The 3050-nt window shown below is 23.0% G+C and carries 5 protein-coding genes and 1 pseudogene; 1 reads left to right on the top strand and 5 read right to left on the bottom strand.

From position 1 onward, the window contains the following. Nucleotides 1-5: 5 nt before the first annotated feature. The 4 genes and pseudogenes from EHU54_RS05240 to EHU54_RS05225 form a co-directional block, all read right to left on the bottom strand. Nucleotides 6-158 (bottom strand): hypothetical protein, encoded by a 153-nt coding sequence (locus EHU54_RS05240; protein WP_400249321.1) that lies wholly within the window; start codon nucleotides 156-158, stop codon nucleotides 6-8. A gap of 2 nt (nucleotides 159-160) precedes the next feature. After that, nucleotides 161-565 (bottom strand): hypothetical protein, encoded by a 405-nt coding sequence (locus tag EHU54_RS05235; protein ID WP_400249320.1) that lies wholly within the window; start codon nucleotides 563-565, stop codon nucleotides 161-163. Nucleotides 566-712: 147 nt separating this feature from the next. Beyond that, nucleotides 713-895, bottom strand: a pseudogene (locus EHU54_RS05230) (ParA family protein); the annotation flags it as partial. Nucleotides 896-1462: 567 nt separating this feature from the next. Then, complete coding sequence (locus tag EHU54_RS05225) at nucleotides 1463-1663, bottom strand: hypothetical protein (RefSeq protein ID WP_400249319.1); 201 nt, start codon at nucleotides 1661-1663, stop codon at nucleotides 1463-1465. 296 nt (nucleotides 1664-1959) lie between these two features. On the opposite strand from EHU54_RS05225, the gene EHU54_RS05220 reads away from it, so the two are divergent. Then, complete coding sequence (locus EHU54_RS05220; protein ID WP_400249318.1) at nucleotides 1960-2433, top strand: Hsp20/alpha crystallin family protein; 474 nt, start codon at nucleotides 1960-1962, stop codon at nucleotides 2431-2433. A gap of 24 nt (nucleotides 2434-2457) precedes the next feature. Here the strand turns inward: EHU54_RS05220 and EHU54_RS05215 are convergent, their stop codons facing one another. Continuing rightward, nucleotides 2458-2667 carry a hypothetical protein gene (locus EHU54_RS05215; RefSeq protein ID WP_400249317.1) on the bottom strand — a complete coding sequence of 70 codons (210 nt, stop codon included), beginning with the start codon at nucleotides 2665-2667 and terminating at the stop codon, nucleotides 2458-2460. Nucleotides 2668-3050: the final 383 nt, after the last annotated feature.

Below are 3050 nucleotides of genomic sequence, written 5' to 3'. Positions count from 1 at the left end.
AGTTATTATTTACAGCAGTTGTTATTTCCTGTGTTGATAGTAAATCATTCATCATTGATTTTTTGAATCGTAAAACTACAATTCAAACATTTTTGTAAATCAACATCAACAAGCATTAAATTATGATTGATATTATCTTTATTTTCTACTTTTTTCATTGTTATTTGATTTCTTTGATGAGTTCTTCATATGCTTGCTTTTGCCGCCAAAAGTACGAGTTCTCCCAAATACTATTAAATTCGTTTTCACTTGTAGTAAAATTTTCAGAGTGCTTTATAAAAATATTTAATAAATTATCATATAAATTTATTTCTTTTAATCATTTTTCAAATTTATTTTTATTTTCTGTTTCAGCAACATCATTAAAAAGTATTTTCATTTGTGGTTTGGGTATTTTTAATTTATTTAAAATTAAATCTAAATTATTATTTAAGTCTAAAATTCCTTTAAAACTACGCGTTGCGTCGTTCGTAGGAATTAATATTAAATCAGATAGTATTAACCAATTTAAAGACATTTCATTTATTGTTGGGGGGATAATCAATCAACACATAATCATAACCATCAAAAGTTTCTTGGTTTGATTGATAAATTTTTATTCCAATTAAATAAAAATTATCATTATCATATAACTCTCTCATAACTATCAAAGATTTTTTTAGAGTTTCACCACCAACAATAATATCAATATTTTTATATTTGGTTTCTTGTATTATTTTTTTATATCCATCCCACAATCACTCGCGATAATTTTATGCAATGATTTTGACATATCTATATTTTCATTTTGCATAAGGAACGATATTGTTGCTTGGGTATCTAAATCAATTACTAAAACTTTTTTATTATCCAAAGCAAATTTGTAGGCGACATTTTTGCAAAGGGTCGTTTTGCCAACACCACCTTTTTATTGCAAAAACTAATCATCTTCATAATTACTATTCTCCAATCTATCAAAATAATCTCTTAATATTTCATTCATAAGGGTTGTTTTATTTCATTTTTTTCTTGTGCCAATTCATTAAATTTAAAAATTAAATCAATATCACAAGTCATAGAGTTTAATTTTACTTGTTTAGATTGTTTTAATTCTTTATTAAAAGAAACAGTATTTTTAGTTTTATTTAAAATATTTATATTTTTTTAGGTATAATTGGCATATTTTATCTTTCCTTTCTTTTATATTATCATATAAATATTATTTATCATATTTATATTTTTATTAAAAAATTTTATTACCATATTTTACCCGCGAAAATAACGTTCGATGCGCCACAGACGACGATAACCAAACAAGCAACAAAAAACCCTTATTTTATAAGGTTTTTAAGTAGGGGACTAAGTTAAATTATTCGGTTTAAATTGCTCTAAATATTTAATAAGAACACTAATCAATTACTTATCTTTTTATAGTAAACCGTTAATAATTTCACTAGCATTGCGTGTATTTAGTTCATTTAATTTATTTTCAAAGTATTCAAGTTGGCGTTCCGTATTCGGAATATAATACTGATAAAACAAATTTTTTATGTATTTTTTTCTTTTCAATAATTTGATTTTTATGGCCAAGAAATCAAGGTTTAATTTTTGTATTATTTTCTATGTAATAATATTTTAATTTAATACATAAACATAAATCATTTCAATTTAAATCAAACATCACATCACATATTCACTCCTATATTTTTATTTAAAAATATTTTAGCACTCTAAGATATTAATTGACAAAACTTTATTATAGTTTTATAATTTAAATAGGTTGATATAAACAACCTATAATCAATTTTATTATATAAATTTTTGTGATAAGAAGGGTTATAGAAAAAATGTCAAATTTAATTAAAGAAATAATTATTGCCAAAATTGGTGGAATAAATAAATACAATTATAAATAATAAAATTGAATATTAATCTAATTTTTTAAAAAAATTATTTATATTTTAAAAGGAGTGATTATATATGACAATTAAAAATAATTTAACAAATTATGATAAAAATGTTAATCGTAGATTAAATACTATTGATGATATCTTTTCTAATTTTTTTGAAGATTTTAATAAATTAACACATCCAATTTATGAAAATAAATCAGTTTCACCAAAAATAGATTTTTATGAAACTGATACAGATTATTGTTTAAATGCAGAATTGCCTGGTATATTACAAGAAAACATTGATATAAAAATTAATAACAATATTTTAACAATACAAACAAAAATTGAAGAAAAGAAAGAAGAAACAAAAAACAATTATCATATCCAAGAAAGATATTTTGGTTCATTCTATCGTTCAATAGGATTACCAAATAATATTAATGAAAATAAAATTTCTGCATCGTTTGATAATGGAATTTTAAATATTAAAATTCCAAAACAAGAAGAAACAAAAACTAAAAAAATTATGATTAAAAATCAAAATCAAAAAGAAAATTAATAAAAAGAGCTTTTGCTCTTTTTATTAATTTTCTTTTTGATTTTGATTTTTAATTCAATTTGCGAGTGTTTGGGTTGTCGTAATTCAGTGAATTTTACCACCCACAGCAAGTCACTCACGCAAGTTAATTAATTTCGTTCTAAACCGGTCGGGTGACTTGCGGGTGCGTTCAAATTCAACATAAATTTCACTATCATCAGTTTTATAAACAATTAAGTCGGGATAGGCATTCAAATTGGCGTTTAAGCGTATTTAAGTGATGAAATTGATACATATTTGTTTTAATCATCGCGTCATATCCTGTTGCTTTGATTCTTTCATCAAAATAAAACACATGATAGACACCAAAAACTTTAATACCAACATTATATCAATCAGGATTGTTTTTGTTTCTAATACAGACCTTTTTGGGCACGACAATGTAGTTTTCGCCAACCCGCACCTTATTTGATAATTCTGTATAATTAAAAACATCAGATTTATGAACAAAAAAGTTACACATGTGTTTTTCATTAGACTTCTTGCATAACCTATTAAAATAATTGTAAATATTTTTAAAAAGATACTAATAGCAAATTATAATTTTAATTAATTATGTCTTTTATTTAAAAATTTAA

Origin of the sequence: Spiroplasma sp. ald, assembly GCF_044714355.1 — a bacterium.
GTDB classification, from domain to species: domain Bacteria; phylum Bacillota_I; class Bacilli_A; order Mycoplasmatales; family Mycoplasmataceae; genus Spiroplasma; species Spiroplasma phoeniceum.
Note: the sequence above shows the minus strand (reverse complement) of the source record. Positions and strands in the feature narration are given on the sequence as shown.